Source organism: Alloyangia mangrovi (assembly GCF_002300555.2).
GTDB classification, from domain to species: domain Bacteria; phylum Pseudomonadota; class Alphaproteobacteria; order Rhodobacterales; family Rhodobacteraceae; genus Salipiger; species Salipiger mangrovi.
Genome location: NZ_NTHN02000005.1, coordinates 48,738 through 70,698, shown reverse-complemented (window position 1 = coordinate 70,698; position 21,961 = coordinate 48,738). Strand labels below are relative to the sequence as shown.

The window sequence follows — 21,961 nt, the reverse complement described above, 5'->3', positions numbered from 1 at the left end:
TGGCCCGCCATACAAGAGCGTTTCCGCCTTGCAAGGGCCCTCCGGGACGCATAGAAGACCGCAAATTCGAATTTCGCGGTGGGCCGGATTCCGTGCCCTCGCATCACGACCACAAGGGAATTGGCATGCAGGTCAACGAGACGCTGAACGAAGGTCTGAAGCGCGCCTACGAACTCATCCTCACCGCGGAAGAGCTCGATGCGAAGGTGAACGAAAAGCTCGTCGAGGCGCAGCCGGAAATCGAGATGAAGGGCTTCCGCAAGGGCAAGGTCCCCATGCCGCTGCTGAAGAAGCAGTTCGGCCAGCGCGTGCTGGGCGAAAGCATGCAGGAAGCCATCGATGCTGCGATGAACGAGCACTTCGAGAAGACCGGCGACCGCCCGGCGCTCCAGCCGCAGGTCAAGATGACCAACGACGACTGGAAAGAGGGCGACGACGTCGCCGTCGAGATGAGCTACGAGAAGCTGCCGGAAGTTCCGGAAATCGACGCGTCGAAACTGTCGCTCGAGAAGCTCGTGGTGAAGGCCGATGACGCCGCCGTCGACGAGGCGCTGTCGCAGCTCGCCGAGAACGCGCAGGACTTCAAGGACCGCCGCAAGGGCTCCAAGGCGAAAGACGGCGACCAGATCGTCATCGACTTCGTCGGCAAGGTCGACGGTGAAGCCTTCGAGGGCGGCTCGGCGGAAGACTACCCGCTGCTGCTCGGCTCCGGCTCCTTCATCCCCGGCTTCGAAGAGCAGCTGGTCGGCCTGAAAGTCGAGGAAGAAAAGGCCGTGGAGGTCACCTTCCCGGAAGAATACGGTGCAGAGCACCTCGCCGGCAAAGCCGCCGTCTTCGACGTGACCGTCAAGGCCGTCAAGGAGCCGGTTGCTGCCGAGATCGACGACGAGCTGGCCAAGAAGTTCGGCGCAGAGGACCTCGAGTCGCTGAAGGGCCAGATCCGTGAGCGTCTCGAAGCAGAATACGCCGGTGCATCGCGCCAGGTGCTGAAGCGCGCCATGCTCGACGCCCTCGACAAGGAAGTCAGCTTCGAGCTGCCGCCGAGCCTCGTTGAAGCCGAAGCCAAGCAGATCGCGCACCAGCTCTACCACGAAGAGCACCCGGACGATCACGGCCACAACCACGGCGAGATCGAGCCCACCGACGAGCACAACAAGCTTGCCGAGCGCCGCGTGCGCCTTGGCCTGCTGCTCGCCGAGATCGGCCAGAAAGCCGAGGTCGAGGTGACCGACCAGGAGATGACCCAGGCGATCATGATGCAGGCGCGTCAGTACCCGGGCCAGGAACGTGCCTTCTTCGACTTCGTGCGCCAGAACGCCCAGATGCAGCAGCAGCTGCGCGCGCCGATCTTCGAAGACAAGGTCATCGACCACATCGCCGCAGGCGCGACCGTGACCGAGAAAGAGGTCTCCAAGGACGACCTCATGAAGGCCGTCGAAGCGCTCGACGAAGAGTAATTCCGCGCCTCATCGCCGGAACGAAGGGCCGCCCTCCGGGCGGCCCTTTTGCATGTGCGGCATGGTGGGGCGCTGGCGAGGCTGCAGCTGCGGCGGGGATTTTCCTTGCCGCCGCGCGCGCTTGCGTGTGATCCTGAGTGCAGGGAGGGCGCCCGATGGAGTCAACGCACGCAGGCGACGCGCGCCGCAAGGTGCTGGATGCATCCGAGATCGGGGCGCTGGCACATCTCTACCGCGGCGAGGTCTACCGCTCGACGATCTGGCGTACCCGGCTCGACACCACGACGAACTGGGCGGTGGTCACCCTCGGCATCGCGCTCTCGATCTCCTACAGCTCGCCCGCCGCCTCGCCGCTGCCGCTGATCCTCGTCGGGATCCTCATCCTCTTCTTCCTGATGCTCGAGGCGCGGCGCTACCGCTACTTCAACGTCTGGCGCGCGCGCTGCCGCTGGATGGAGACGCATTTCTTCGCCCCCATGCTGCATGACGGCGACCTGCACATGGAGGAGGGCTGGCAGGAGGTGCTGGCGCAGGACTACTGGAAGCCGCGCTACCATGTCTCGGTCTGGGTGGCGATCGGCCGGAGGATCCGCCGCAATTACGTGTGGATCCTGCTGATCCAGAGCATCGCCTACATCGGCAAGCTGCTGGTCCACCCCGAGCCGCTGACCTCGGCCGCGGACTTCGTGGCGCGCGCGGGCGTGGGGCCGATCCATGGCGGCTTGGTTCTGGCCGCCGGACTGCTCTACTGCCTGATCTGGGGCGCTGCGGCGCTCTGGAGCTGGCGCGACGACCAGCGCCGCGCCGGGATGCGCCACGACAAGACCAGCATGGGCTGAGCCCGCTGCGATCTGGGAAAAGGAAAAGCCGCGCCGGAAGGACCGGCGCGGCTTTCTGTTCTCAAAGCGGTGATCCGAAAGTGGATCAGGCCTCTTCGTCGTCCGATGCCGGAGCGGCTTCGTCTTCGTCGGAGGCGGCGCTGCCGAGATCGTCGAAGAGTTCCGAGATCTCGAATTCGGCCTGGGCCTCTTCCTCGGCGGCGAGTTCCTGGATCGACTTGCCCGATGCCTGGAGCTCTGCCTCTTCGGGCGAACGTGCGACGTTGAGGTTGATGGTGACCATCACCTCGGGGTGCAGGTGCACCTCGACTTCGTGCACGCCGAGTTCCTTGATCGGCAGGCGGATGACCACCTGCTTGCGGTCCAGCGAGAAGCCTTCGGCGGTGGCGACATCTGCGGCGTCACGGGTGGTGACCGAGCCGTAGAGGTTGCCGCCGTCCGACGCCTGGCGAATCACGACGAACTGCTGGCCGTCGAGCTTCGCGCCGAGCGCTTCTGCTTCTTGCTTCGACTCGAGGTTGCGGGCCTCGAGCTGGGCTTTCTGTGCTTCGAAGGAGGCGATGTTCTCTTTCGAGGCGGTCAGCGCCTTGCCCTGCAGCAGCAGGTAGTTGCGGGCATAGCCGGGTTTGACGTCGACGACATCGCCCATCTGGCCGAGCTTGGCCACGCGCTCCAGAAGAATGACTTGCATGGGTCTCTCTCCTTATTTCACGACGTAGGGCAGCAGGGCGAGGAAGCGGGCGCGCTTGATGGCACGGGCCAGTTCACGCTGCTTCTTTGCCGACACTGCGGTGATGCGGGACGGGACGATCTTGCCGCGCTCGGAGATGTAGCGCTGCAGCAGACGGGTGTCCTTGTAGTCGATCTTGGGTGCATTGTCGCCCGAGAAGGGGCAGACCTTGCGGCGGCGGAAAAACGGTTTTGCAGCCATGGTTTTAGCTCCTCTCGTTCAGATCAGTTGCGGGGACGGCGTTCGCCGCGGCCCTCGCGCTCGTCGCGCTTCTGCATCTGCACCGAGGGGCCCTCGGCATGCTCTTCGACCTTGATCGTCAGAACGCGCATGACGTCGTCATGCAGGCGCATCAGACGCTCCATTTCCTGCACGGCCGATGCGGGTGCATCGGTCTTGAGGAAGGCGTAGTGGCCCTTGCGGTTCTTGTTGATCTTGTAGGCCATGGTCTTCACGCCCCAGTACTCGGATTCGACGACCTTGCCGCCGTTGTCCGACAGGACGGTGCCGAAATGTTCGACGAGACCTTCAGCCTGCGCGTTGGAAAGGTCCTGACGCGCAATGAAAACATGCTCATAAAGCGGCATGTGTGCTCCATTTCTATCCGGGCGCATTTCATAGGGCAGGCGATCCACTCCGCTCCTGCCCACGAGAGTCTGCGCGGTTCACATCATCTTGCAGAGGGATGGTGCTCTATACACTCTCAGCCCGCGGATACAAGCCTCGATCGGGGGCTGGCGGCCTGATTAATGGTTTCTCAAGACTTTGGCCGGATAACCTTGCGGCAGAGCTGAAAATGGCCGGAACCGCTTCGCGGAATTGCCCCAATCCTGTCGCGATTGGGCGTCAGTTCTGGGGGCGGAACGGCGTGACGAGTGAAGGAGTTTGGCGCAATGTCCTTGGGCAGTTTTCATACACCCGAAGGGGAGGCTACGGCCCATCTGCTCCGGCTCGGTGGCCAGTTCGTCGGATTTGCACTGGCGCTCTCGGCGTTCGCCCTCTGGCTGGTACCAGAGGCCGAGCACGGGCTGTCGCTTGGGCGGTTGATGCTCTCGCTGCTCCTGCTGCTCAGCGGGGTGAGCGCAGTGCTGGTCTGTGCCGAGCGGCGCTAGGGGGCGTTCAGGCGGGCGAGGTGCAGGGCGGGTAGCCCGGACGATGATACGGACGCCCAGGCGAACACGAAAGGCTCGGGGCTTCCCGGGCCTTTTGGTTTTCGTGCAGGTGCCTCGGGGGGCGGAGAGGGCGGTTTTCGGGGGTCGTCTTCCGACCTGTGCGCGGGCTGCGAGTGCAACTGTTCGATTTTCCACAGACCCTGTGGAGGCAGGCCGGATTGCCGCGGCGCGGCGAATGACGACATGGTCGGGCATCGCAACGCATCCTCCCGGAGATATCCGACATGAAAACCCTCCTCCTTGCCAGCGCCGTCGCGCTCGCCCCGATCGCCGCCGTCGCCGCGCCCGAGACCTATGTCTTCGACGCCAGCCACACGCAGATCGTCTTCTCCTACAACCACCTCGGCTTCTCGACCGGCTACGGCATGTTCGGCGGCTTCGAAGGTGAAATCCAGTACGACGCGGAAGACCCGGCGGCGTCCAGCGTCACGACCTCCTGGGATGTGACCACCATGCTCACCGGCTGGGAAGGTCGCTACGAGCACTTCATGAGCGACGACTTCTTCGGCGCGTCGGATGACAAGACCGTCTCCTTCACCTCGAAATCCATCGAAGTGACCGGAGACGACACCGGCCTGATCACCGGCGACCTGACGCTGAACGGCGTGACCAAGGAAGTCGTGCTCGACGCGGTCCTGACCCAGGCCGGCGATCATCCGATGGAAGGCAAGCCCTGGCTGGGCTTCCACGCCACCACCACGCTGATCCGCTCGGACTACAACCTCGGCATGTTCGCCCCCTACGTCAGCGACGAGGTCGAGGTGGAGATCTCGATCGAGGCGATGAAGGCCGAGTGACCCGTTTCAGCCCTGTCCCCGCGGGGACAGGGCGTCCTTGGTAACGAGTGACCCATCAATATCGGTACAAGTGCACCCCCGCTGCTGATGGCAGCGGGGTTTGTCGTTCCGGGGCCGGACCTTCTGGACAGTTAGCTTGGAGGCTAAGTTTTCGTTGGGGGCGACGCGCAGGCATGTATAGTTAGCTACATGGCTAAGTTTGATTCCCTGCTCGACCTGCATTTCGCGGCCCTGGCCGATCCGACGCGGCGCGCGATCCTCGCGCGGCTGGCGCGGGGCAGGGCGAGCGTGAGCGAACTGGCCGCGCCGCACGACATGGCCTTGCCGTCGTTCATGGCGCACCTGAGGAAGTTGGAAGACGCCGGCCTCGTCATTTCGACAAAGGAAGGCCGGGTGCGCCATTGCGAGTTGTCGCCGGAGGCCTTCGCGCCGGTGCAGGACTGGCTCGGTGCGCAGCGCGCGATCTGGGAGGGCCGGCTCAACCGGCTCGACGACTACGTCACAAGGCTCATGAAGGAGCGCAAGACATGATCCTCGACCCCGAAACCGACCTGTCCTTCACCCGCACCATCGCGGCCCCGCCCGAATTGCTCTGGGAGTGCTGGACGACGCCTGAACACATCAAGCAGTTCTTCGTTCCGAAACCGCACAGCGTGACCTCCTGCGACATCGATCTGCGGGTCGGCGGGCGGTTCAACACCACCTTCAACGTCGAGGGCAACGAGATGCAGAACAACGGTGTCTGGCTCGAGGTGGTGCCGCAGCGGCGGCTGGTGTTTTCAGATGCCTATTCAGAGGGTTGGAAGCCCGCGCCCGATCCCTTCATGACTGCCATCGTCGAATTCGAGAGCGACGGCAACGGCGGCACGCGCTACACTGCCACCGCCCGGCACCGGAGCGCGGAAGCGCGCCAAACGCATGAGCAGATGGGCTTCTACGACGGCTGGGGCACCGTGGCGACCCAGCTTGAGGAATACGCCAGGACGCTGCTCTGAGCCCCCTCAGCCGCGCCCGGCGCGGAAATCGGCGAGGCTCTTGCCGGGCTCATCGACGAAGAGCCCGGACAGGGGTGTCACTCCGGTCACCTGGTCGATGCGGACAGTCTCGAAGCCGCGCAGGGTCTCGTTCCAGGTGATGCAGGTCCAGATGCGGCCCCAGTAGTCCATGTGCAGTGGGCGCAGGTCCTGCGGCGCGGCGCGGTCCTTCAGCGTCACCCGCAGCTTCTGCCGCGCGCGGATCGCGGCGCGGAAGTCGGGCATGAAGCGGAAGCCCTCGGCGGCGTCGCGGAACGGGTAGGTGGCAAAGCCGAAGGCGCCGCCCGTGGTGCCATCCTCGGGCAGCAGAGCGTCGATCCGGGCCGAGAGCGCCTCGGCCGCTTCGGCAAGATCGGCCATGCCGCCCTGTCCGACGGCGGCGAGCCCGAGGTGCAGCGCCTCCAGTTCCAACTCAGTCAGGTTCAGCGGCGGCAGGGTGAAGGCGGCGCGCGCGGTGTAGCCCCGGCCGCGCTCGCCCTCAACCGGCACGCCGGAGGCGGCCAGCGTGTCCATGTCGCGGTAGATGGTGCGCACCGAGACGCCCAGCTCTTCGGAAAGCGCCTCGGCGGTGTGCAGCGATCCGTCCTTGAGCCTCTGCATGAGGGTGGCGAGTCGGTCCGTCTTCTTCATTCGTGGCGCTCCGGGCATGGGCGATTCGCGAGATCGGCGGGGAGAGGTCAGCACTCCAACTGACAGATTTATGTCACCTGACAGGATAGTGTCAAAAAGCCGAAAGAAAACCCCCTCTGGCGCCCGCCCGCCCCGGCTTTGCGACTTCCGCGCCGCGGGGAAGGATCCTACAACCCGGGAACAGATTTCGACGTGCCGCTTCGGGGACGCCCGCACTGGGTTGGAGCGGCCAAAGGGAGACTAAGGACATGCTCAACAACATCGGCCTTCCGGGCCTTCTTCTGATCGCCGTCGTGGTGCTGGTTCTGTTCGGCCGCGGCAAGATTTCCAACCTCATGGGCGAGGTCGGCAAGGGCATCACCGCCTTCAAGAAGGGCGTGAACGACGGCGCCAAGGAACTCGAGGACGAAAAAGCTGCCGAGGCCAAGGACGTGACCCCGGAGAGCGAGAAGGACAAGGTCTGATCCCATGTTCGATCTTGGCTGGTCGGAACTCATGGTCATCGGGATCGTGGCGCTCATTGTCGTGGGCCCCAAGGATCTGCCGGTGCTGTTCCGCAATGTAGGTCGCTTCATGGGCAAGGCGCGCGGCATGGCGCGCGAGTTCAGCCGCGCGATGAACGACGCGGCGGACGAGGCGGGCGTGCGCGACGTGGCCAAGACGCTCAAGACGGCGACCAACCCGGTGAGCTCGGCCATGGACGGGGTGCGCGATGCCGCCAAGTCGATGACCGACCCGACGCCCCCCCAAAAAAAACGGAGGGGCTGAAAGAGGATCCCGGCGCGCTCGAGGCCGAGCGGGCGGGGAACAAGCAGAAGATCGAGGCCGGTGCCGCCCGCGCCGCAGCCGAGCGCCAGAAGCGCGAGGCAGAAGCGGCGATGAAGCGCGCAGAAGAGTCCGCGAAGAAGGCCGAGGAGCTGGAAGCGCAACTTAAGAAAGACGGTGACGCATGAGCCAGCTGGACCATGACGATATCGACGACAGCTCGGCGCCGCTGATCGAGCACTTGGCGGAGCTGCGCACGCGGCTCATCCGGGCCGTTCTGGCGTTCATCGTGGGCATCGTGCTGGCCTTCACCGTGGCCGAGCCGCTGCTGCAGTTCCTGCTGGGCCCGATCGAGGAGACGCTGCGCGCGCTCGGCGATCCGTCGCCCACCATGCAGTACACCTCGCCGCAGGAATACCTGTTCACCCTGTTCCGCATTTCGATGGTCTTCGGTTTCGGGCTGGCCTTCCCGGTGATCTCGTTCCAGCTCTGGCGCTTCGTCGCGCCGGGGCTCTACAAGTCCGAGAAGAACGCCTTCCTGCCGTTCATGATCGCCTCGCCGATCATGTTCCTGCTGGGCGCGAGCTTTGCCCATTTCGTCGTGACGCCGCTGGCGATGCAGTTCTTCCTCGGCTTTGCCGACGTGAGTTCGATCTTCGCCGACCTTCTGCAGCGTGCGACCGATGGCATGCCCGCCGATCTTCCGGCGGATACCGCCGTGGTCCCCGAGACCGCCGAGGGGATGAAGATCACCTTCTTCGGCAAGGTCAACGAGAGCCTCGACATCACGCTCAAGTTCATCGTCGCATTTGGCCTCTGCTTCCAGCTGCCGGTGCTGCTGACGCTGATGGGCAAGGCTGGGCTGGTCTCGGCCGAGGGCCTGTCATCGGTGCGCAAATACGCCGTGGTGGCGATCCTCGTGCTGGCCGCGCTGGTCACCCCGCCCGATGTCACCACGCAGGTGATCCTCTTCGTGGTGGTCTACGGCCTCTACGAGATCTCGATTTTCCTCGTCCGCCTGGTCGAGAAGAAGCGCGAGAAGGAGCTGCGTGCCCAGGGCCTCTGGTTCGAAGATGACGAGGAAGAGGTCGAGGAGGACCGCACCACGTGACGAAGAAAGCGTTGAAACGCATCGCGGAGGCGCTGGAGCGAATGGCTCCGGCGCCTCTTGCCGCCCCGGAGTTCGGTGCGGCGGATGCCTTTGTCTGGCACACCGAACCGGACCGGCTGGAGCCGGTGCCGCAGGTGAACCGGATCGACCTGAAACTGCTGGTGGGCATCGACCGCTCGCGCGATACGCTGCTGTCGAACACCCTGCAGTTCGCCCGCGGGCTGCCCGCCAACAATGCCCTTCTGTGGGGCGCGCGCGGCATGGGGAAATCCAGCATTGTCAAGGCAGTGCACGCCGAGGTTCGCGCGCGGGGACAGGCGCTGAAACTGGTCGAGCTGCAGCGCGAGGACCTGCCCTCGGTGGGCCGGCTGCTGAATCTGCTGCGCGGCGCGCCCGAGCGTTTCGTGCTGTTCTGCGACGACCTGTCGTTCAGCCATGACGACCAGCATTACAAAAGCCTCAAGGCGGTGCTGGACGGCGGCATCGAGGGGCGGCCCGAGAATGTGCTCTTCTACGCCACCTCGAACCGCCGGCACCTGATGCCGCGCGACATGATCGAGAACGAGCGCAGCACCTCGATCAGCCCCTCCGAGGCGGTGGAGGAGAAGGTCTCGCTCTCGGACCGCTTCGGGCTCTGGCTCGGGTTTCATCCGTGCTCGCAGGACGAGTACCTGGCGATGATCCACGGCTATTGTGCCGAGCACGGCGTCGAGATCGACGACGAGACGCTGCGCGCCGAGGCGATCGAATGGCAGGCCACGCGCGGCGCCCGCTCGGGCCGGGTGGCCTGGCAGTATTTCCTCGATCTCGCGGGCCGCAAGGGCGTGAAGATCGGCTGAGGCCGGGGTCGGCTATTCGAAGAATGAGGATGGGGCCGGGGATATTCCCTGGCCCTTTTCCTGTGGCCCGCGCCGTCATCTCTCCGGAAAAACGCGACTCCAAGGTTGCAGCCGGATGTCCCTTCGGGCGAGATGCGCAAAACTCTGGGGGAGCAGGCATGTCGCAGCCGATAGAGCTGGTGCTGTTCGATTTCGACGGCGTTGTCGTGGACAGCGAGATCATCTCGCTGCGCATGCTGGTGGCAGAGCTGGCGCAGCAGGGCGTCGCGGTGGACATCCCCTATGTCGCGCGGCATTTCCTCGGTCGCAGCTACCCCACGGTGATCGCGCAGATCCGCGAAGAATTCGGCATCACGCTGCCCGAGGGCTTCGAGGCCGACTACCGCGCCCGGCTCATTGCCGCCTTCGAGGCGGAAGGGCTGAAAGTCATGCCGCATCTGCGCGAGGTGCTGGCCCGGCTTGCGGTGCCCTATGGTCTCGCCACCAGTTCCAGCCCGGCGCGGGTGGCCTCGAGCCTTGCGATGACTGGGTTGACCGAGGCCTTCGAAGGGCGGATCACCACCGCCTCGGAAGTCACGCGCGGCAAGCCCGCGCCCGACCTGCCGCTGCGCGCCGCCGAAAAGGCCGGGGTGCCGCCCGAGCGCTGCCTGCTGATCGAGGATTCGCTGGCCGGGATCGGCGCGGGGCTGGCGGCGGGCATGGCGGTCTGGCAGTTCACCGGCGGCAGCCATCTTGCGGACGGGGATCTGCCGCAGGATCCCGAGACGGTGCCGCACCGTCAATTTGCAAGTTTCGCGGAACTCCCGCATCTTGCCCCTGACCTCTTTCTCACAGGCACGTGACCATGGCCCTGCGCACCCTCGACAGCGATGACGCCTCTCCCGACGATCTGGCGGCACGCGCGGCCTGGCTCTACTACGTCGGCGGGCTGCGGCAGGACCAGATCGCCGACGAGCTCGGCATCTCGCGCCAGCGCGCGCAGCGCCTCGTGGCCCGGGCCGTGGCCGAGGGGCTGGTGAAGGTCCGCATCGACCATCCCATCGCCGAGTGTCTCGAGCTGGAACGCGGGCTGCGCCAGCGCTTCGGGCTGGTGCGGGCGCGGGTCGCGCCGCGGGCGGATTCGGGGCAGGACGCGCTGCGCGCCATCGCTCCCTTTGCCGCCGCCGAGATGGAGCGCATCTTCGCGCAGGAGACGCCGCAGCTCATCGCGCTCGGCACCGGGCGTACCCTGCGGGCAATGATCGACCAGATGCAGACCATCTCGGCCGGACAGCACCGCATGGTCTCGCTGATCGGCAATGTCGCGCCGGACGGCTCGGCGTCGTTCTACGAGGTCATCATGCGCATCGCCGACAAAACCGGCGCGCCGCACTACCCGATGTCGGTGCCGGTCATGGCGCGCGACGCCGAGGAGTTTGCCACCTACCGCAACCTGCCGCATGTGGTCAGCTCGCGCGCGCTCGCCAAGGAGGCCGATGTGACCGTGGTCGGAATCGGCCAGATGGCGGATGACGCGCCACTCCTCGTCGACGGGTTCATCACCGCAGAGGAGCTCGCCAGCCTGCGCGCGGCGGGCGCAGCCGGGGAACTGGGTGGCCACGTCTTCGATGCCGAGGGGCGCTACCTCGATCATCCCGTGAATGAGTTCATGGTCGGCGTGCGCGTGCCGCAGAACCAGAATCCGGTGATCTGCGTTGCCGGAGGTGTCAGCAAGATCAAGGCGTTGCGGGCCGCTCTTAAGGGGCGTCTGATCCAGGGTCTGATCACCGACGAACTCACCGCCGCCGAAATCCTCAGCACTTCCTAAAGGCTTTGCGCCGAAATTGGGCTTGACTCGACTCATGGCTTTGAGTGAGCATTTGCCCATCACGCGGGCAGTTGCTCATCCAGAGGAGAGCGAGCGCAAAGCCCAGTGTCGGAATTCAGGGAGGATTTCTCATGTCAGTTACCATCCGCGCGCTCATGGGCGCGTGCGCTCTCGGTGCCCTCGGCACCGCGGCGCTTGCAGAGACCACGATCACCGTCGCGACGGTGAACAACGGCGATATGATCCGCATGCAGGGTCTGATGGACGCCTTCTACGAGGCGCACCCCGACATCAAGGTCGAATGGGTGACGCTTGAAGAGAACGTGCTGCGCCAGCGCGTGACCCAGGACGTGGCCACCAAGGGCGGCCAGTTCGACGTGATGACCATCGGCACCTACGAGGTTCCGATCTGGGGCGAGCGCGGCTGGCTGGTCAGCCTCGACGACCTGCCCGAAAGCTACGATGCGGACGACATCCTGCCGGCGATCCGCGGCGGCCTGACCGTGGACGATCATCTCTATGCCGCGCCCTTCTACGGCGAGAGCTCGATGGTCATGTACCGCAAGGACCTGATCGAGGCCGCCGGGCTCGAGATGCCCGAGGCGCCGACCTGGGACTTCATCAAGGAAGCCGCGGCGGCGATGACCGACAAGGACAACGAGGTTTACGGCATCTGTCTGCGCGGCAAGGCCGGCTGGGGCGAGAACATGGCCTTCCTCACCGCCATGTCCAACTCCTACGGCGCGCGCTGGTTCGACATGGACTGGAAGCCCCAGTTCGACAGCGAGGCCTGGAAGGCGACGCTGACCGACTACCTCGACCTGATGAACAACTACGGCCCGCCGGGTGCCTCGTCGAACGGCTTCAACGAGAACCTCGCGCTGTTCCAGTCGGGCAAATGCGGCATGTGGATCGACGCCACCGTGGCGGCCTCCTTCGTGACCAACGCCACCGACAGCACCGTCGCCGACAAGGTCGGCTTCGCGCTGGCGCCCGACAAGGGTCTCGGCAAGCGCGGCAACTGGCTCTGGGCCTGGAACCTCGGCATTCCCGCCGGCACCCAGAAGGAAGACGCGGCCAAGGCGTTTGTCGAATGGGCCACCTCCAAGGAGTACCTCGAACTGGTCGCCTCGAAAGAGGGCTGGGCAAACGTGCCGCCGGGCACCCGCACCTCGCTCTACGAGAACCCCGAGTACCTCGAGGCCGCGCCCTTCGCCAAGATGACGCTGGACTCGATCAATGCCGCGGATCCGCAGAACCCGACGGTCGACGAGGTGCCCTACGTGGGGGTCCAGTTCGTCGCCATCCCCGAGTTCCAGGGTCTCGGCACGGCGGTCGGCCAGCAGTTCTCTGCCGCGCTCGCGGGGCAGGTGACGGCCGAACAGGCGCTGCAGTCGGCGCAGATGCTCACCGAGCGTGAGATGATGAAGGCCGGCTACATCAAGTAAGCCTGCCTCGGGAACAGCCACGGACCGGCGGGCCCTCCGGGGATCGATGGGGCCCGTCCTCCTCCAGGTCCGATGGCGCACCCGGCCCGGCCGACCCCGGAAACGCGGCGCAAGATCGCGCCCCGGGGCAGCGCGCCTTCCGTCCTCACCCGGGGGCGGCGGCCGATCCGGGTCCTCTGCTTCCGGGGCAACGCCCGCAGGCCCCCCCTCCGCGCGGGCGCCCCGGAAGCGCTCATTCCCAAGCCTCAAGACCCAAACCCCCAGACCCACGCCCCAAGTCCCAGGGAGACCGGCCATGGCCACCAAAGCTTCCCGCGCCGCTGCCCGGCTCATGATCTCGCCCGCGGTCCTGCTGCTGCTCGGCTGGATGATCGTGCCGCTGTCGCTGACGCTCTACTTCTCGTTCCTGCGCTACAACCTGCTGATGCCGGGGATGGAGGAGTTCACCGGCTGGACCAACTACAAGTTCTTCCTGACCGATCCCGCCTTCACCGCCGCGCTGTGGAACACGCTTCTGCTGGTCGGGGGGGGTGCTGCTGATCACCACCGTCGGCGGCACGCTGCTGGCGCTGCTGATGGACCAGCCGTTCTGGGGGCAGGGCATCGTGCGCATCCTGGTGATCGCGCCCTTCTTCGTCATGCCCACCGTCTCGGCGCTGGTCTGGAAGAACATGTTCATGAACCCGGTGAACGGGCTTTTCGCGCATCTCGCCAAGTTCTTCGGCCTGCAGCCCTATGACTTCCTCGCGCAGGCGCCGCTCGGCTCGATCATCTTTATTGTCAGCTGGCAATGGCTGCCATTCGCCACGCTGATCCTGCTCACCGCGCTGCAGTCGCTGGACCAGGAACAACTCGAGGCCGCCGAGATGGACGGGGCAGGGCCGCTGTCGCGCTTCTTCTACATCATGCTGCCGCACCTCGCGCGCGCCATCACCGTGGTCATCCTGATCCAGACCATTTTCCTGCTGTCGGTCTTCGCCGAGATCCTCGTGACCACCAACGGCGGGCCGGGCGTGGCCTCCACCAACCTGACCTACCTCATCTACATGCAGTCGCTGCTGCAGTTTGATGTGGGCGGCGGCTCGGCCGGGGGCGTGGTGGCGATCATCCTGGCCAATATCGTGGCGATCTTCCTGATGCGGATGATCGGCAAGAACCTGGAGGCCTGAGCGATGCCGGCACCTGCAAATTTCCGCGCGGGCGTTGCCGCCAAGGCCCCGCAAATTTTCGAAAAACTGAGTGGGAGGGGCTGAGATGGCACGCAAAGTGACGAACCGTCGCAAGGCCGTGGTGACCGTGCTGGCCTGGCTCGTGGGGCTCGCGATCTTCTTCCCGATCTTGTGGATCTTCATCCTCTCGTTCAAATCCGAGGGCGATGCGATCAAGACCCCCTTCGAGGTGCTGGGCTCGGCCTGGACCTTCGAGAGCTACGCCACGGTGCAGGAGCGGTCGAACTACTTCCGGCACTTCTGGAACTCGGTGGTGATCTCGCTCGGCTCGACGCTGATCGGCCTCCTGATCGCCATCCCGGCGGCCTGGGCCATGGCCTTCGTGCCCGGCAAGCGCACCAAGGATGTGCTGATGTGGATGCTCAGCACGAAGATGCTGCCCCCGGTCGGCGTGCTGGTGCCGATCTACCTGATCTTCCGCAACCTTGGGTTGCTCGACACGCGCATCGGTCTCGTCATCGTGCTGACGCTGATCAACCTGCCGATCATCATCTGGATGCTCTACACCTACTTCAAGGAGATCCCCGGCGAGATCCTCGAGGCGGCGCGCATGGACGGGGCCTCTCTGAAGAACGAGCTGATCCACGTGCTGACGCCGATGGCGGTGCCGGGGATCGCCTCGACCCTGCTGCTCAACATCATCCTGGCGTGGAACGAGGCCTTCTGGACACTCAACCTGACGGCGGCCAAGGCGGCACCGCTCACCGCCTTCATCGCCAGCTACTCGTCCCCCGAGGGCCTGTTCTACGCCAAGCTCTCGGCGGCTTCGACCATGGCCATCGCGCCGATCCTCATCATGGGCTGGTTCAGCCAGAAGCAACTTGTCCGCGGCCTGACCTTCGGCGCGGTGAAATAAGGAAGGAACCAGACATGGGACGCATTACCCTCGACAAGGTGACCAAGAGCTTCGGCGAAGTGAACGTCATCCCGCCGCTGGATCTGACCATCAACGACGGCGAGTTCGTGGTCTTCGTCGGCCCCTCGGGCTGCGGCAAGTCCACGCTGCTGCGGCTGATCGCAGGGCTCGAGGACGTGACCTCGGGCCAGATCCGCATCGATGGCGAGGACGCCACGGACATGCCCCCCGCCAAGCGCGGGCTGGCGATGGTGTTCCAGAGCTATGCCCTTTACCCGCACATGTCGGTGCGCAAGAACATCGCCTTCCCGATGAAGATGGCGGGGGTGCCGCAGGACGAGCAGAACCGCCGTATCGAGGCAGCGGCGAAATCGCTCAACCTGAGCGACTACCTCGACCGGCGGCCGGGTCAGCTCTCGGGCGGGCAGCGCCAGCGGGTCGCCATCGGCCGTGCCATCGTGCGCGAGCCTTCGGCCTTCCTCTTCGACGAGCCGCTGTCGAACCTCGACGCGGCGCTGCGGGTGAACATGCGGCTCGAGATCTCGGAACTGCACAACGCGCTGAAGACGACGATGATCTACGTGACGCACGACCAGGTCGAGGCGATGACCATGGCCGACAAGATCGTCGTGCTGCGCGCCGGCAACATCGAACAGGTGGGCTCGCCGCTGGACCTGTACCACAGGCCGCAGAACGAGTTCGTCGCGGGTTTCATCGGCTCGCCGAAGATGAACCTGATCCGCGGCGCGGAGGCGGCCAAGCATGGTGTCGCGACCATCGGGATCCGTCCCGAGCACCTCGCCGCCTCGACCGAGGGCGGGCTGTGGCAGGGGACCGTGGGCGTGGCCGAGCACCTCGGCTCCGACACCTTCCTGCACGTGCATGACCACGGGCTTGGGGACGAGCCGATGACCGTACGGGTCGACGGCGAGATGCCGGTGCGCCACGGCGATCGCATCTTCCTGACCCCGGATGAGAGCAAGCTGCACCGCTTCGACAAGCAGGGGCTGCGGGTATGAGCCTTCGTCTGCAGGGCAAATGCGCCCTGATCACCGGGGCGGCGCGTGGCATCGGCGCAGCCTTTGCCGAGGCTTACCTGCGCGAGGGGGCGAAGGTGGCGATTGCCGATATCGACCTCGCGCGGGCCGAGGCCACGGCCGAGGCGCTCGGCGAGGGGGCGATCGCGGTGCACATGGACGTCACCGACCAGGCCAGCATCGACAGCGCGGTGGCCGAGACCGTCGCCCGCCTTGGCCGCATCGACATCCTGATCAACAACGCCGCGCTCTTTACCGCCGCGCCGCTGGTCGAGATCACCCGCGCCGACTACGCCCGGGTCTTCGACATCAACGTCGCAGGGGTGCTCTTCACCATGCAGGCCGTTGCCGGGCACATGATAGAACGCGGTGGAGGCGGGAAAATCATCAATATGGCCAGCCAGGCGGGCCGCCGCGGCGAGCCGCTGGTGGCGGTCTACTGCGCCTCCAAGGCGGCGGTGATCAGCCTGACGCAATCGGCGGCGCTGAACCTCGTCGAGCATGGCATCAACGTCAACGCCATCGCCCCCGGCGTGGTCGACGGCGAGCATTGGGACGGCGTCGATGCCTTCTTCGCCAAGTATGAAAACAAGCCGCTCGGCCAGAAGAAGCGCGAGGTCGGCGAGGCCGTCCCCTATGGCCGCATGGGCCGTGCCGAAGACCTCACCGGCATGGCCGTCTTTCTCGCCTCGGATGAGGCCGACTACATCGTCGCCCAGACCTACAACGTCGACGGCGGCCAATGGATGAGCTGACGGAGACTCCCATGAAACTCCACACCGGCGCGCTTGACGCGCTTGATCCCCGCATCTCCCGCCCCGCCTACGACCGGTCCTCCCTGACGCCGGGCATCGTGCACGTCGGCCTCGGCAACTTCCACCGCGCGCATCAGGCGGTCTATCTCGACGATCTCTTCGCCAAGGGGCTGGACCACGACTGGGCGATCTGCGGCGCGGGCGTGCGCGCGCCCGACGGCAATATGCGGGATGCGCTGGCGGCGCAGGACTACCTGTCGACGGTGATCGAGCTCGATCCCTCGGGCCCGCGCCCGCGGATCATCGGCGCCATGGTGGATTTCTGCCCGGTTGACCCCGAGAATGGCCCGCTCATCGGCCGCATGGCCGACCCGGCGACCCGGATCGTCTCGCTGACGGTGACCGAGGGCGGCTATTACGTCGATGCCGCCACCGGCACCTTCGATCCCGCGCATCCCGATATCCTTGCCGACGGTGCCGCGCCCGAGCGTCCGAAGACGGTCTTCGGTGCCATTGTCGCCGCGCTCAAGCTGCGCAAGGACGCCGGGCTGCCGCCCTTCACCGTGATGAGCTGCGACAACATCCCCGGCAACGGCGAGGTGACCCGCGATGCGGTCGCGGGCACGGCGCGGCTGTCGGATCCCGACTTCGCCGGGTGGATCGAGGCCAACGTCGCCTTCCCCAATTCCATGGTCGATCGCATCACCCCCGCCACGGGCGAGGGCGAGCGCGCGCTGGCTCGCGAATTCGGACTCGACGACCCGGTGCCGGTGACCTGCGAGCCGTTCCGGCAATGGGTGCTCGAGGACAACTTCCCGCAGGGCCGCCCGCGGCTCGAAGAGGTCGGCGTCACCTTCACCGATCACGTGCACGACTACGAGCGCATGAAGATCCGCATCCTCAACGGCGGCCATGCGATCATCGCCTATGCCGGCGCGCTGCTCGGCTGCGAGTTCGCCGACGATGCGATGGCCCACCCGCTGGTCAGCGCCTACCTGCGCAAGGTCGAGACCGCGGAAATCCTGCCCCACGTCGACCCGGTGCCCGAGTTCACCCCGCCGGCCTACCTCGAGCTGATCGAGGGGCGCTTTGCCAACCCGGCGGTGAAAGACACCATCCGCCGGCTCTGCCTCGACGGCTCGAACCGGCAGCCGAAGTTCATCGTGCCCTCGATCGCCGACGGGCTGCGCGAGGGCACGCCGATCGAGGGGCTGGCGCTGGAGAGCGCGCTCTGGTGCCGCTACTGCGCCGGCACCTTCGAGGACGGCACCGAAATCGCGCCAAACGATCCCAACTGGGAGGCGCTCACCGAGTTGGCGGCAAGGGCCCGCGAGACCCCTGCTGCCTGGCTGACCCAGCGGGCGGTCTACGGGGAGATTCAAGGCAATAGCCGCTTCGAAGAGAGTTTCGCGCGCTGGCTCGATAGGCTCTGGTCCGAGGGCGCGCAGCGCAGCATCGAAACCTATCTGAACGGCTGATCCCATGACCACTCACGGCGCCTCCTACCTCGGCATCGATCTCGGAACCTCCGGCCTCAGGGCGCTGCTCTGCGACGAGGCCGGGGTGCCCGTCGCCAGCGCCGAGCGCCACTACGAGGCGCGCCACCCGCACTCCGGCTGGTCCGAGCAGGACCCCTCCGACTGGATCGACGCGCTGGAGGGCGCGGTGGGCGAACTGCGCGGCCACCCGGCCTGGGCCGGGCTGCGCGGCATCGGCGTCGCGGGGCACATGCACGGCGCGGTGCTGCTTGGGGCGGATGACACGGTGCTGCGGCCCTGCATCCTCTGGAACGACACGCGCGCCTTCGCCGAGGCCGCGCAGCTCGACGCCCTTCCGGCGTTCCGGGCGCTTTCAGGCAATATCGTCTTTCCCGGCTTCACCGCGCCCAAGCTCGAATGGGTCCGCGCGCAGGAGCCCGAGATCTTTGCGCAGGTGACGAAGGTGCTGCTTCCGGCGGCCTATCTCAACCTCTACCTGACCGGCGATCACGTGGCCGACATGTCCGACAGCGCCGGCACCTCCTGGCTCGACACCGGGGCGCGGCGCTGGTCGGAGGCGCTGCTCGAGGCCGGACACATGACGCGCGGGCAGATGCCCCGGCTGGTCGAGGGCTGCGCCTCGGCAGGTTCGCTGCGACCCGCACTGGCGCGGGCCTGGGGGCTCGCGCAGCAGGTCACCGTGGCGGGGGGGCGCGGGCGACAATGCCGCCGCGGCCTGCGGCACCGGGGGCGCTCGACGGAGGGGCAGGGCTTCGTCTCGCTCGGCACCTCGGGCGTGCTGCTGGCGGCGCGCAGCGGCTATCATCCACTGCCGGAGAGCGCGCTGCACACCTTCTGCCACGCGGTGCCTGGGCGCTGGTACCAGATGGGGGTGATGCTCTCCTGCACCGACAGCCTCAACTGGCTTGCCCGGATCGCCGGGATGCGCCCGGCCGAGCTGACCGCGCCGCTCGGCGAGGCGCTGATGCCGCCGGGTCGGGTCCGCTTCCTGCCGTATCTCTCTGGCGAGCGCACGCCGCACAATGATGCCGCGATCCGCGGCGCCTTCACCGGGCTCGGGGCGGAAACCGGGCGCGACGACATGACCCGCGCGGTGCTCGAAGGGGTCGCCTTCGGGCTGCGCGACAGCGCCGAGGCGCTGCGCGGCGCCAAGGCAGAGCTCGGCCATCTGCTGGGCGATCGGCGGCGGCAGCCGCTCGCGCTATTGGCTGCGCCTGATCGCGACGGTGCTGGACACGCCGCTGCACCTGCCGGCCTCGGGCGAATTCGGCGCGGCGCTCGGCGCCGCCCGGCTCGGCCAGATCGCCGCCACCGGTGCCGCCCCCGACGAAGTGATCACCCCTCCCGTCACCGCCGAGGTGATCGAGCCCGTCGCCGAGCTGGTGGAGTCATATGACGCCGCCTACCGCCGCTTCGGCCCGGCCTACCGCGCGATCCGCGAGATCCAGTGACCTCGCGATCCCCCTCTTTCTTCTAGGCAAAAATATCCCCGCCGGAGGCGCAAGGGGCCAGACGGCGGGGACAGGCTATCCGTGTCCAGAGGCGCGGCCTCAGATCACCCGCACCTGCGTGCCGACCGGGCAGAGCTGGAACAGCTCGGCGATCTTCTCGTTGTAGAGCCCGATGCAACCGTCCGACGAGGGCCGGCCGATCTTCCGCGTGTCATGGGTGCCGTGGATGATGTAGGCGGGCCAGCTGAGGTACATGGCGTGGGTGCCGAGCGGGTTTTCGGGGCCGGGGCCGATCGGCTTCCAGTCCGGGTAGCGCTCCATCTGCGAGGCGGTCGGGGTCCAGGACGGGCCGACCTTCTTGCGCACGATCGAGGTATAGCCGCGCTTGGTCAGCTCGTCGGTCAGCGGCACAGAGGTCGGGTAAGCGCGGTAGTCGGTGTCGTCGGCGTTCCAGTAGTGCAGCGTGCGCGAGGCGGTGTCGGCCACCAGCGTGGCCTTGCCGAGGGTGTCGAAATGGTCGCGCCAGTCCTGCCTCACCCAGCTCGAGGCGTTGCGGCGGGGGACGCCCTGCGCGTGCAGCAGCGCGGGGGTGGCCAGAAGCGAGGCGGCGGCGAGAGAGCCGCGCAGGGCGGCGCGGCGGGTCAGCGAGGGGCTCATCTTGGTCTCCTGTCTTGCGGCGGGGGTACGCCCCGTCCTTGCCGCGAGAGACCGGCTCCGGCTTAACCGGAGCTTAAGCTTTGACCACGACCCGCCGCGCCTCACGCAAATGCGATCACCCGTGGCGGGTCGCCCTGGATCAGGCGCCGCTGTCCGCGAGGTCGCCGGTCATCGACAGCATGTCGGAGGGCGGCACGGTGCCTTCGCCAGAGCGCTCCTTGGGCAGGACCACGACCTTGGTGCCCTTGGGCGTATTGTCGTAGAGGTAGAGCGAATCCTGGTTGAACATGCGGATGCAGCCCGAGGAGGTGGCGTGGCCGACCGTCCAGGGCGAGGGGGTGCCGTGGATGCGGTAGAGCGTGTCGCGGCCGCCCTTGTAGAGGTAGAGCGCGCGCGCGCCGAGCGGGTTCTCGAGCCCGCCGGGAAGCCCGTTCGCCAGCGGCTTGTAGGTCTCGGGGTCGCGGCGGATCATGTTCGCGGTCGGGGTCCAGTTGGGCCAGTGGCGCTTTACCGCGATATTGGCGTTGCCGGAGAAGGCCAGCCCCTCGGCGCCGACGGCGACCGAGTAGCGCATGGCCGTGTTGCCATCCTGCACCTGGTAGAGCCAGCGCGCGCCGGGATCGACGATGATCGTGCCGGGCTTCTCGTCGGACCAGTAGTCGACCACCTGGCGCTTCTTCTCCTCGGTCAGGTACTTGTCCTCGATCGCCGGGATGGTGATGTCGCCGTCCTGCACCTCCGCATACATCATCCGGGTCTCGTCGGTGATCGCGCCGGGCGTGTTGGGCGGCAGGGCGGAGGTGGTGGCGCAGGCCGACAGCAGGCCGAAGAGGCTCAGCGAAAGGGCGGCGAGGGGGAGGCGTCGTGTAAGGCGACCGGAGAGGGTGTCTGTCATCTGGCGGGTCCGTTGCTCTTGGAATTGGGGCGCAGGGCGGCTGCGCGCCGAAGTGCGTGTGGCGCAGCTAGGGGTGCGCCGTCACGTCGATGGGACGTAGGTAGGGTGAATTCGGCGGTTGTCCGCTGGCTGGTGCCGGCCTGTGGCGGGCGGGCAACAGAAATGGGGGCAGGGCGCACGGCGCGGCGCTGGGAAAAGGCTCTGGGACACATCGGAGGCAACTAGGAATTGGTGCTTAAGTAAGTCTTAAGGTTGACCAGAGAGCCCGCCCGCGCAAGGAGGTTTCATGCGCATCTTGATCGTCGAGGATGACCCTGTGCTTTCCGAGGGACTCTCGGTGGGCCTCGGCCTGTCCGGCTTCACCGCCGATGCCGTGGCCACGCTGGGCGACGCGCGCGCGGCGCTGGCGGGCTCGGAGTTCGCCGGCCTGGTGCTCGACGTGATGCTGCCCGATGGCTCGGGGCTGGAGCTGCTTTCCGAGATCCGCCGCGGCGGTTCGGAGCTGCCGGTGCTGCTGCTCACCGCCCGCGACCAGGTGCGCGACCGGATCGAGGGACTGGACGCCGGGGCCGACGACTACCTCGGCAAGCCCTTCGACCTGCACGAGTTGGCGGCGCGGCTGCGCGCCATCCTGCGTCGCTCCGAGGGCCGGGCGGCCGCGGTGCTGCGCTGGAACGGGCTCGAGCTGGACCCGTCGCGGATGCGCGGCGTGCTGCAGGGTGCGCCGCTCAGCTTCTCTCGCCGAGAGTTCGCCGTGCTGCATGCGCTGATGGAGCGCCCGGGGCAGATCCTGTCGAAGCCGGTGCTGGAGGAGCGCCTCTACGGCTGGCAGGAGGAGATCGAGAGCAACACCGTCGAGGTCCACGTCCACCACCTGCGCGCCAAGCTCGGCCGCGGCTTCATCGAGACGGTGCGGGGCCTTGGCTACCGCGTCGCCGCCGAGGGTTGAGCCC

Annotated in this window: 24 protein-coding genes and 3 pseudogenes; 21 read left to right on the top strand and 6 right to left on the bottom strand. The window is 66.6% G+C overall.

Translation table 11 applies throughout. From position 1 onward, the window contains the following. Positions 1 to 125: 125 nt before the first annotated feature. Both tig and CLG85_RS04385 read left to right on the top strand, forming a co-directional pair. Positions 126 to 1,457, top strand: coding sequence for a trigger factor (tig, locus tag CLG85_RS04390; RefSeq protein WP_095882153.1), 1,332 nt, complete (start codon positions 126 to 128; stop codon positions 1,455 to 1,457). A gap of 155 nt (positions 1,458 to 1,612) precedes the next feature. Beyond that, positions 1,613 to 2,296: a DUF2270 domain-containing protein gene (locus CLG85_RS04385; protein WP_095882154.1), complete on the top strand. Its 684-nt coding sequence runs from the start codon at positions 1,613 to 1,615 to the stop codon at positions 2,294 to 2,296. Positions 2,297 to 2,381: 85 nt separating this feature from the next. Here the strand turns inward: CLG85_RS04385 and rplI are convergent, their stop codons facing one another. From rplI to rpsF, 3 genes are read right to left on the bottom strand one after another with little or no spacing between them, the layout of a single operon-like run. Further along, positions 2,382 to 2,987 carry a 50S ribosomal protein L9 gene (gene rplI, locus CLG85_RS04380; RefSeq protein WP_095882155.1) on the bottom strand — a complete coding sequence of 202 codons (606 nt, stop codon included), beginning with the start codon at positions 2,985 to 2,987 and terminating at the stop codon, positions 2,382 to 2,384. Positions 2,988 to 2,999: 12 nt separating this feature from the next. Next, the gene (rpsR, locus tag CLG85_RS04375) at positions 3,000 to 3,227 is read right to left on the bottom strand and encodes a 30S ribosomal protein S18 (RefSeq protein ID WP_089844216.1); all 228 of its coding nucleotides are present in this window, start codon (positions 3,225 to 3,227) and stop codon (positions 3,000 to 3,002) included. A gap of 23 nt (positions 3,228 to 3,250) precedes the next feature. Continuing rightward, positions 3,251 to 3,613, bottom strand: coding sequence for a 30S ribosomal protein S6 (rpsF, locus tag CLG85_RS04370; protein ID WP_092420916.1), 363 nt, complete (start codon positions 3,611 to 3,613; stop codon positions 3,251 to 3,253). 306 nt (positions 3,614 to 3,919) lie between these two features. Between rpsF and CLG85_RS04365 the strand changes: the two genes are divergently transcribed. The 4 genes from CLG85_RS04365 (at position 3,920) to CLG85_RS04350 (ending at position 5,990) form a co-directional block, all read left to right on the top strand. Continuing rightward, on the top strand, positions 3,920 to 4,138 hold the full coding sequence (locus tag CLG85_RS04365; RefSeq protein ID WP_095882156.1) for a hypothetical protein: 219 nt from the start codon (positions 3,920 to 3,922) through the stop codon (positions 4,136 to 4,138). A 284-nt stretch (positions 4,139 to 4,422) separates the two neighbouring features. After that, complete coding sequence (locus CLG85_RS04360) at positions 4,423 to 4,995, top strand: YceI family protein (protein WP_095882157.1); 573 nt, start codon at positions 4,423 to 4,425, stop codon at positions 4,993 to 4,995. A 189-nt stretch (positions 4,996 to 5,184) separates the two neighbouring features. Continuing rightward, positions 5,185 to 5,526, top strand: a complete 342-nt coding sequence (locus tag CLG85_RS04355; protein ID WP_095882158.1) for an ArsR/SmtB family transcription factor — start codon at positions 5,185 to 5,187, stop codon at positions 5,524 to 5,526. After that, positions 5,523 to 5,990, top strand: a complete 468-nt coding sequence (locus CLG85_RS04350) for an SRPBCC family protein (RefSeq protein ID WP_095882159.1) — start codon at positions 5,523 to 5,525, stop codon at positions 5,988 to 5,990. Before CLG85_RS04355 ends, CLG85_RS04350 begins: the two co-directional genes overlap by 4 nt. A gap of 6 nt (positions 5,991 to 5,996) precedes the next feature. Here CLG85_RS04350 and CLG85_RS04345 read toward each other — a convergent pair whose 3' ends face one another. Beyond that, entirely contained in the window at positions 5,997 to 6,659 is a 663-nt protein-coding gene (locus tag CLG85_RS04345; protein WP_095882160.1) for a helix-turn-helix transcriptional regulator, read from the bottom strand. Between the two features lie 248 nt (positions 6,660 to 6,907). On the opposite strand from CLG85_RS04345, the gene tatA reads away from it, so the two are divergent. From tatA to CLG85_RS27655, 14 genes and pseudogenes are all read left to right on the top strand, one after another. Then, positions 6,908 to 7,123, top strand: coding sequence for a twin-arginine translocase TatA/TatE family subunit (gene tatA / locus CLG85_RS04340; protein ID WP_095882161.1), 216 nt, complete (start codon positions 6,908 to 6,910; stop codon positions 7,121 to 7,123). Between the two features lie 4 nt (positions 7,124 to 7,127). Next, positions 7,128 to 7,612: pseudogene (gene tatB / locus CLG85_RS04335) on the top strand (Sec-independent protein translocase protein TatB). Continuing rightward, positions 7,609 to 8,535, top strand: coding sequence for a twin-arginine translocase subunit TatC (gene tatC, locus CLG85_RS04330; protein WP_095882163.1), 927 nt, complete (start codon positions 7,609 to 7,611; stop codon positions 8,533 to 8,535). Before tatB ends, tatC begins: the two are co-directional and overlap by 4 nt. A 41-nt stretch (positions 8,536 to 8,576) precedes the next feature. After that, on the top strand, positions 8,577 to 9,374 hold the full coding sequence (locus tag CLG85_RS04325; protein WP_263619904.1) for an ATP-binding protein: 798 nt from the start codon (positions 8,577 to 8,579) through the stop codon (positions 9,372 to 9,374). Positions 9,375 to 9,532: 158 nt separating this feature from the next. Beyond that, positions 9,533 to 10,216 carry an HAD family hydrolase gene (locus tag CLG85_RS04320; protein WP_260348489.1) on the top strand — a complete coding sequence of 228 codons (684 nt, stop codon included), beginning with the start codon at positions 9,533 to 9,535 and terminating at the stop codon, positions 10,214 to 10,216. A 2-nt stretch (positions 10,217 to 10,218) separates the two neighbouring features. Continuing rightward, complete coding sequence (locus CLG85_RS04315) at positions 10,219 to 11,181, top strand: sugar-binding transcriptional regulator (RefSeq protein WP_095883941.1); 963 nt, start codon at positions 10,219 to 10,221, stop codon at positions 11,179 to 11,181. A 131-nt stretch (positions 11,182 to 11,312) separates the two neighbouring features. Further along, a complete protein-coding gene (locus CLG85_RS04310) occupies positions 11,313 to 12,629 on the top strand; it encodes an ABC transporter substrate-binding protein (RefSeq protein ID WP_095883942.1) in 1,317 nt (438 codons plus the stop codon). A 295-nt stretch (positions 12,630 to 12,924) separates the two neighbouring features. After that, positions 12,925 to 13,798: pseudogene (locus CLG85_RS04305) on the top strand (carbohydrate ABC transporter permease). Between the two features lie 85 nt (positions 13,799 to 13,883). Beyond that, the gene (locus tag CLG85_RS04300) at positions 13,884 to 14,714 is read left to right on the top strand and encodes a carbohydrate ABC transporter permease (RefSeq protein ID WP_095883944.1); all 831 of its coding nucleotides are present in this window, start codon (positions 13,884 to 13,886) and stop codon (positions 14,712 to 14,714) included. 14 nt (positions 14,715 to 14,728) lie between these two features. Then, positions 14,729 to 15,733 (top strand): ABC transporter ATP-binding protein, encoded by a 1,005-nt coding sequence (locus CLG85_RS04295; protein ID WP_095883945.1) that lies wholly within the window; start codon positions 14,729 to 14,731, stop codon positions 15,731 to 15,733. Further along, the gene (locus CLG85_RS04290) at positions 15,730 to 16,506 is read left to right on the top strand and encodes an L-iditol 2-dehydrogenase (protein ID WP_095883946.1); all 777 of its coding nucleotides are present in this window, start codon (positions 15,730 to 15,732) and stop codon (positions 16,504 to 16,506) included. Before CLG85_RS04295 ends, CLG85_RS04290 begins: the two co-directional genes overlap by 4 nt. Positions 16,507 to 16,517: 11 nt before the next feature. After that, a complete protein-coding gene (locus tag CLG85_RS04285) occupies positions 16,518 to 17,984 on the top strand; it encodes a mannitol dehydrogenase family protein (protein WP_260348488.1) in 1,467 nt (488 codons plus the stop codon). A 4-nt stretch (positions 17,985 to 17,988) separates the two neighbouring features. Further along, a pseudogene (xylB, locus tag CLG85_RS04280) lies at positions 17,989 to 19,098 on the top strand (xylulokinase); the annotation flags it as partial. 133 nt (positions 19,099 to 19,231) lie between these two features. After that, the gene (locus CLG85_RS27655) at positions 19,232 to 19,456 is read left to right on the top strand and encodes a hypothetical protein (RefSeq protein ID WP_260348487.1); all 225 of its coding nucleotides are present in this window, start codon (positions 19,232 to 19,234) and stop codon (positions 19,454 to 19,456) included. Positions 19,457 to 19,555: 99 nt separating this feature from the next. Here the strand turns inward: CLG85_RS27655 and CLG85_RS04270 are convergent, their stop codons facing one another. Together CLG85_RS04270 and CLG85_RS04265 are read right to left on the bottom strand one after the other, a co-directional pair. Then, entirely contained in the window at positions 19,556 to 20,113 is a 558-nt protein-coding gene (locus CLG85_RS04270) for a L,D-transpeptidase (RefSeq protein ID WP_095884397.1), read from the bottom strand. Positions 20,114 to 20,252: 139 nt separating this feature from the next. Next, positions 20,253 to 21,008, bottom strand: coding sequence for a L,D-transpeptidase (locus tag CLG85_RS04265; RefSeq protein WP_224847017.1), 756 nt, complete (start codon positions 21,006 to 21,008; stop codon positions 20,253 to 20,255). 286 nt (positions 21,009 to 21,294) lie between these two features. On the opposite strand from CLG85_RS04265, the gene CLG85_RS04260 reads away from it, so the two are divergent. After that, complete coding sequence (locus tag CLG85_RS04260) at positions 21,295 to 21,957, top strand: response regulator (RefSeq protein ID WP_260348486.1); 663 nt, start codon at positions 21,295 to 21,297, stop codon at positions 21,955 to 21,957. The last annotated feature ends 4 nt before the right edge of the window (positions 21,958 to 21,961 follow it).

Excerpts from the sequence above, each read along its gene's own strand:
- tig (WP_095882153.1), top strand. The coding sequence starts at position 126 with ATGCAGGTCAACGAGACGCTGAACGAAGGTCTGAAGCGCGCCTACGAA.
- CLG85_RS04385 (WP_095882154.1), top strand. The coding sequence starts at position 1,613 with ATGGAGTCAACGCACGCAGGCGACGCGCGCCGCAAGGTGCTGGATGCA.
- rplI (WP_095882155.1), bottom strand. The coding sequence starts at position 2,987 with ATGCAAGTCATTCTTCTGGAGCGCGTGGCCAAGCTCGGCCAGATGGGC.
- rpsR (WP_089844216.1), bottom strand. The coding sequence starts at position 3,227 with ATGGCTGCAAAACCGTTTTTCCGCCGCCGCAAGGTCTGCCCCTTCTCG.
- rpsF (WP_092420916.1), bottom strand. The coding sequence starts at position 3,613 with ATGCCGCTTTATGAGCATGTTTTCATTGCGCGTCAGGACCTTTCCAAC.
- CLG85_RS04365 (WP_095882156.1), top strand. The coding sequence starts at position 3,920 with ATGTCCTTGGGCAGTTTTCATACACCCGAAGGGGAGGCTACGGCCCAT.
- CLG85_RS04360 (WP_095882157.1), top strand. The coding sequence starts at position 4,423 with ATGAAAACCCTCCTCCTTGCCAGCGCCGTCGCGCTCGCCCCGATCGCC.
- CLG85_RS04355 (WP_095882158.1), top strand. The coding sequence starts at position 5,185 with ATGGCTAAGTTTGATTCCCTGCTCGACCTGCATTTCGCGGCCCTGGCC.
- CLG85_RS04350 (WP_095882159.1), top strand. The coding sequence starts at position 5,523 with ATGATCCTCGACCCCGAAACCGACCTGTCCTTCACCCGCACCATCGCG.
- CLG85_RS04345 (WP_095882160.1), bottom strand. The coding sequence starts at position 6,659 with ATGAAGAAGACGGACCGACTCGCCACCCTCATGCAGAGGCTCAAGGAC.
- tatA (WP_095882161.1), top strand. The coding sequence starts at position 6,908 with ATGCTCAACAACATCGGCCTTCCGGGCCTTCTTCTGATCGCCGTCGTG.
- tatC (WP_095882163.1), top strand. The coding sequence starts at position 7,609 with ATGAGCCAGCTGGACCATGACGATATCGACGACAGCTCGGCGCCGCTG.
- CLG85_RS04325 (WP_263619904.1), top strand. The coding sequence starts at position 8,577 with ATGGCTCCGGCGCCTCTTGCCGCCCCGGAGTTCGGTGCGGCGGATGCC.
- CLG85_RS04320 (WP_260348489.1), top strand. The coding sequence starts at position 9,533 with ATGTCGCAGCCGATAGAGCTGGTGCTGTTCGATTTCGACGGCGTTGTC.
- CLG85_RS04315 (WP_095883941.1), top strand. The coding sequence starts at position 10,219 with ATGGCCCTGCGCACCCTCGACAGCGATGACGCCTCTCCCGACGATCTG.
- CLG85_RS04310 (WP_095883942.1), top strand. The coding sequence starts at position 11,313 with ATGTCAGTTACCATCCGCGCGCTCATGGGCGCGTGCGCTCTCGGTGCC.
- CLG85_RS04300 (WP_095883944.1), top strand. The coding sequence starts at position 13,884 with ATGGCACGCAAAGTGACGAACCGTCGCAAGGCCGTGGTGACCGTGCTG.
- CLG85_RS04295 (WP_095883945.1), top strand. The coding sequence starts at position 14,729 with ATGGGACGCATTACCCTCGACAAGGTGACCAAGAGCTTCGGCGAAGTG.
- CLG85_RS04290 (WP_095883946.1), top strand. The coding sequence starts at position 15,730 with ATGAGCCTTCGTCTGCAGGGCAAATGCGCCCTGATCACCGGGGCGGCG.
- CLG85_RS04285 (WP_260348488.1), top strand. The coding sequence starts at position 16,518 with ATGAAACTCCACACCGGCGCGCTTGACGCGCTTGATCCCCGCATCTCC.
- CLG85_RS04270 (WP_095884397.1), bottom strand. The coding sequence starts at position 20,113 with ATGAGCCCCTCGCTGACCCGCCGCGCCGCCCTGCGCGGCTCTCTCGCC.
- CLG85_RS04265 (WP_224847017.1), bottom strand. The coding sequence starts at position 21,008 with ATGACAGACACCCTCTCCGGTCGCCTTACACGACGCCTCCCCCTCGCC.
- CLG85_RS04260 (WP_260348486.1), top strand. The coding sequence starts at position 21,295 with ATGCGCATCTTGATCGTCGAGGATGACCCTGTGCTTTCCGAGGGACTC.